Source organism: Chamaesiphon sp. OTE_20_metabat_361 (assembly GCF_031364565.1).
The window spans coordinates 1-5432 of the sequence record NZ_JANLWO010000132.1 but is presented as its reverse complement, the minus strand read 5'-3'; the positions used below and the strand labels follow the sequence as shown (position 1 = coordinate 5432).

Genomic DNA, 5432 nt, shown 5'->3' with positions numbered 1-5432 from the left:
AAGTCATAACCTCCATATAAGACTAGTTTGGCATCCTCGATCGATTGTCTAGATTCTGGTGTCAGTTTATAAACGTGAGGGTCGCTACCAGGAGCAAGCAAGCAGACTACATTTACAGTGCTAGCTGCAATTTGTTTGGTCAAGTCGCACAGTACAGTATTAGTTACAACTACTTTCGGGCTGTCTGTATTTGCGGTGGGGGTTGTGGCTGGAGTTTCGCTAGCGGTGGGGATTGCTACATCAGGCTGTTTGCTGGTTGGGGTGGTGCATCCAGTCAGCATCCCGAATGTCAGTAGTGATAATCCAATCCAGTTAAAATGCAGTGAGTGTTTTGAGTCTGGGCGACGAAGGCTAATTTTCACGATCGAATGTGGGATGGGTAAGTTGTGGTCGATGAGTCTTGGGTGAGGCACAGCATCTGGAGCGGTGAATCTGTGATAGAATGAGAATCATTATCGACGCAGGTGAGAATCATCTTAAAGGGTGGAGTCGCTTACTGTCAATTGGACTTGTGAGTTAGCACACGATTAGATTCAGATCGCACAGATTCGCTGTGACACGTATCGCTCGCCAGATCGGAACTAGCCCCAGTCAATATTTGTAGTGCAGATTCAGTCTTGCTAAAAATCGGAACACCACTTTTTTTCGCAAGATCTATAATTAATCATCTGCTTAAAGTTTCACCGATCGCTAATTCACTCACAAGGCTAAAACACTTATGGTAAATACTTTAGACAATTCCCCCAACACAACCGTTCCAGTCACTGTCCTAACTGGATATCTGGGCGCAGGAAAAACCACCTTACTCAATCATATTCTAACCTACGAGCATGGTAAAAAAGTAGCTGTAATCGTGAATGAATTTGGTGAGATTGGCATCGATAATCAACTGGTTGTCAGTACCGATGAAGAAATTTTTGAGATGAATAACGGCTGTATTTGCTGTACGGTACGCGGTGACTTAGTACGAATCATCGACAAACTGATGCAGCGGCGCGATAAATTCGACCATTTAGTAATCGAAACCACTGGACTCGCCGATCCCGCACCTGTAATTCAAACCTTTTTCGTCGATGAAGATGTCCAACTGCATACTCACTTAGATGCGGTAGTAACTGTCGTAGATGCCAAGCATATTCAACTTCACTGGGATGCAGATGAAGCTCAAGAGCAGATCGCGTTTGCCGATACAATTTTGATCAATAAAACCGATCTAGTTACTGTTGCTGAATTAGACGAACTCGAACGTAAAATTCGCAGTATGAATGCAATGGCAAAAATTCATCGAACTAAAAATGCCCAGGTGAATATGGATGCAGTTTTAGCAGTTGGCGGCTTCGATTTATCTCACGCGCTGACGATCGATCCGGATTTCTTGGGTGAAGAAGCTCACGTTCATGATGAGTCTGTTAAATCGATAGCATTAGTGCTATCGGGTGCAATGGACATCAATAAAATTAATGATTGGTTGAGCGATTTATTACCCAATCAAGGCCCCAATATCTTTCGGATGAAAGGGATTTTGAATATTCACGGACAAAAAAACCGCTTTGTCTTTCAAGGCGTACACATGCTATTTGATGGTAAGCCAGATCGCGAGTGGCGGGTTGATGAGCAACGCAAAAATGAGTTGGTCTTTATCGGGCGAGATCTCGATGAGGCTAAATTACGATCGGACTTTACTAAATGTTTGGCAACAGGGATCGGATTTGGGAAATAACGATCCTCACTCAACGAGTGACGGGCTGAATCTGTATATATCGATTTTTTTTATGCTATGCCAGTCTCGACCCTAGTATACCAAGCATGAATGAGCGGAGTCTGAAAAATAACACAGGCTGACTCAAGGCGCTGTGTGCAATTATCGACTCTACTTCATGTGGTGGTAATACAGCCACATTTCGACAGCAGGCATCCCGAAACTCTTCGACTTCTATCGAACCACGGCACCAGCCCCTTTTCCCTATTAATTATTGTTCTCTAGACGACTCCACAAGCCTTTCAAGACTTTTCTGCGCCACTAAGGAGATTTCCCTAAGCCTAGCTTCTCGGACTTTTGTAACTTTAATGTAATAAAAGTTCGACGAAATAAGTTGGTAAATATGCCGATCGATTTTGGATAGTAATGAGATACTATGTCATTAATCGGATTTTAAATTAGGCGGTTACAAACAAGCGATGAATCAGCAACTCAAATTTGGGATCGGCATTGGCACGGCTATTTTAGCTGGGTTGGCAGTTGTGCATGGGCGCTCGATCGGCGAATCGATCTTCACAAACCTGCGCATAGCTCCCGCACAAGCCCAGGCTCAGACCCTCAAAATAGTCTTCCCGACTCGATCGGACACCACCGACTTACAGACTAAAGCTAGAGCAGTTACAGCATTTCTTAGTAAAGAGTTGCAACAACCTGTCGAAGCAGTATTTGGCGATGAAACCGCAGCCGTAGAAGCCTTGCGTGCCAATCGCGCTAACGTCGCCTTTTTGAGCAGTCGCTCCGCGCTCAAAGCCAAAGAATTAGCTAATGCTAACTTATACTTAGCAGAAGTGCGCGCCAATTATTCCGGCGGGCATACTTACAAATCGATTTTTGTAGTCCCCAAAAATAGCCCCCTCAAGTCTGGGCAAGGAGAAGCCACACTCACTCAGCTCAAAGGCAAGCGGATCTCATTTACCTCGCCCACATCTGGCTCGGGCTTTATCTTTCCCGTAGCAGAACTGGTACAACAAAAACTCATCCCCAATCGCGATCGTCTCAATGGTTTCTTTGGGCAAGTCACCTATGGCGGCAGCTATGATAAAGCCCTCCAAGCCGTATTGCGAAATCAAGCTGATGTCGCCGCAGTCTCGGAATATACCCTGGGTGCGCCTTATATTACGGCTGCCGAAGCTAGCAAGTTACGCGTACTGTATAGTATTTCTGGCGTCCCGGCGCATGGCATTGTCATCAAGGATAATGTTTCAGCGAGCGATCGCAACAAGCTGATTGCCGCAATGATGAAATTAAATCAGCCTGCTAATAATCAATTGTTTCGCGCTCTTTATAACTCCACCACATTGGTAAAGGTCAACAATTCACACCTTAACCCGACCAAAGTCGCGCTAGAGCAAGCCGGGATGAAACCTTAATTAACCCAAGTTGCTACCCATAAACCCAGCGGTTTCTAACCGCTGCTTGTGGTGCAAAGTCCGCCTGTCTGTCTTGTCTCGCTAAACCGTCGGGTTCCCCGACGGTTTAGCAAGACAAGACAGGCGGACTTTGCATTACTAGCCACGACTTCAGTCGTAGGCATGATACTGGTAGCAATTTGGATTAGGGGATAGGAAATAATTGTTGAGTTCGGTAAAAATCAAGTGAGTACAATCAGTAGCGAGCTAAGTTCGATCGAGATCGGTAAACAGAGTGCAAGATCTGGCAATCTTGCGCCAGCAATTAGTGTCAACGCGGCAGTCAGTCAGGCAAAAATTGGCAATCGACCGATTTTGGATGGTATCGATTGTGAGATTAAACAAGGTGAATTTGTCGCCATCTTAGGATTGAATGGTGCGGGTAAATCGAGTTTATTACGGGCGATCGCGGGATTATTGCCGCTAAGATCGGGAAGTATTTTGGTAAATAATGTCCCGATGACACCGAGTACCCGCACTCAAGCGCGTCAACCCTTGGCGATGTTGTTTCAAGGTGGCGGTTTGATTCCGCAACTGTGCGCCCTCGATAATGTCTTGTGCGGCAAGTTAGGTGGGTTTTCGGGCTGGAAGACGTTGACGGGATTTCCAGCCAGCGAACGGCGAACTGCGCTGGAATTACTCGATCGATTGGGAATAGCTGAATTTGCCAGTCAACCAACCCGACAACTCAGCGGGGGACAACAACAACGCGTAGCCATTGCCAGAGCTTTAATGAGATCGCCGCAGATTTTATTAGCTGACGAACCAGTCACTGGATTAGATATTATGGCAATTCAACAAGTGATGAAAAATCTCGCCCATTTACATCGTGAAGGGATGACGATCGTCACTGTTTTGCACGATTTAGCTTTGGCTAGTACCTATGCTCAGACTGCGATTATTGTCGATCGCGGTCGAGTCGTCTATCATGGTAGCAGTCAAAATCTTAGCGCAAAATTCGAGCAATTAACGGTCTAGGCTTTAGGTTTTAGGTTTTAGGCTTTAGGCTTTAGGCTTTAGCAGAAATGGTTGTCAGAATATTAATTTTCCTCACGATTGTCGGTGTCTACAGTTGGGCGTGGCAAGGTTTACAGGTAGATCTAAAATCTCTCAAAGATAGTGGTGGCTACATCGCCGATTTTGTGTCGCGATTGTTTCCGCCCGATCTATCGATTCTCGATGTCGCGTGGGATAAATTATTAGAAACAATCCAGATGTCCTTGTGGGGAACGACAATTGGGGCGATTATTTCCCTGCCGATTGCGATCTTATCAGCCAATAATTTAGTCCCGTGGTGGGTACGTTCGGTGGCTAATTTTATTCAAAATGCCGTGAGATCGATCCCGTCGATTATTTTGGGATTACTATTCGTCGCTGCTACTGGATTGGGCGCACCTGCTGGCACCCTCGCGCTGGGGATTTATACCATTGGCTACTTGGGCAAATTTTATCAAACCGCGATCGAGTCTGTCGATCCTTATTCCCTTGAAGCTCTCCAAGTCAGCGGTGCATCTTGGTTCCAGATCGCTCAATATGGAGTCATGCCGCAGGTATTGCCCTTGCTGTTGGGTTATACCTTATATATGTTTGAATATAATATCCGCGCTGCTTCCGTTTTGGGAGTTGTCGGAGCTGGGGGAATTGGCTTTGAATTAGTCAATTATATTCGCGGGTTTGAATACAATAAAGCGACGACGATGATGTTGGTTTTACTGATTGTCGTCACTTGCATTGATATTGCCAGCAGTCAGTTACGCCGCCATTTAGAACAAAAGTAATCCCAGTTATTAACGCAAAGAAACGATCGTCATCGATGGCGATCGTTTTTTTATGCAGCCTCAATTGCGATCGCCATTTCCACTGCAAAGTTCGGGGTATCCCCTGGGTAAAACTTTTCCCCTAGGTCTGAAATCCAGAGCTAGCAAGTATTCTAGCGATGCGATCGCGCATTAGCTTCGGGTCGATGTCTGAGGCTATTCTGTGGACATGGAAACAAGCACAACCACCAAGGAGCAACCGAGATGAAGACATAGCCCGCCGTGAATTCAAACTTTATGTAGCGACTAGCTTAATTGCAAAGCACCAACTTTACCCGCAAGGGACGCATGAATTAGGGTTATCGCTTAAACCAATAATCCCCTGATTCACCAGAGATGCGGGTGCAACCCCCGCGTCGCTACCCAACCACAATACATCTAGGTGGATCGCCAAGTAGTAAGGCAGTTGATTTTATTCCTTTTCGCTTAACTTACCCGTCAGGGACG

At 45.8% G+C, this 5432-nt stretch carries 5 protein-coding genes; 4 read left to right on the top strand and 1 reads right to left on the bottom strand.

Annotation, left to right across the window (positions count from 1 at the left end):
- Positions 1-362, bottom strand: a 362-nt coding sequence (locus tag RMO35_RS03740) for a metal ABC transporter substrate-binding protein (RefSeq protein WP_309738649.1), incomplete at its 3' end; no start/stop codon positions are given.
- Between the two features lie 356 nt (positions 363-718).
- On the opposite strand from RMO35_RS03740, the gene RMO35_RS03735 reads away from it, so the two are divergent.
- From RMO35_RS03735 to phnE, 4 genes are all read left to right on the top strand, one after another.
- Complete coding sequence (locus tag RMO35_RS03735) at positions 719-1720, top strand: GTP-binding protein (protein WP_309738647.1); 1002 nt, start codon at positions 719-721, stop codon at positions 1718-1720.
- Positions 1721-2178: 458 nt separating this feature from the next.
- On the top strand, positions 2179-3129 hold the full coding sequence (locus tag RMO35_RS03730; protein ID WP_309738645.1) for a phosphate/phosphite/phosphonate ABC transporter substrate-binding protein: 951 nt from the start codon (positions 2179-2181) through the stop codon (positions 3127-3129).
- A 225-nt stretch (positions 3130-3354) separates the two neighbouring features.
- The gene (locus tag RMO35_RS03725) at positions 3355-4146 is read left to right on the top strand and encodes an ATP-binding cassette domain-containing protein (protein WP_309738644.1); all 792 of its coding nucleotides are present in this window, start codon (positions 3355-3357) and stop codon (positions 4144-4146) included.
- A 47-nt stretch (positions 4147-4193) separates the two neighbouring features.
- Positions 4194-4946, top strand: a complete 753-nt coding sequence (phnE, locus tag RMO35_RS03720; RefSeq protein WP_309738643.1) for a phosphonate ABC transporter, permease protein PhnE — start codon at positions 4194-4196, stop codon at positions 4944-4946.
- Positions 4947-5432: the final 486 nt, after the last annotated feature.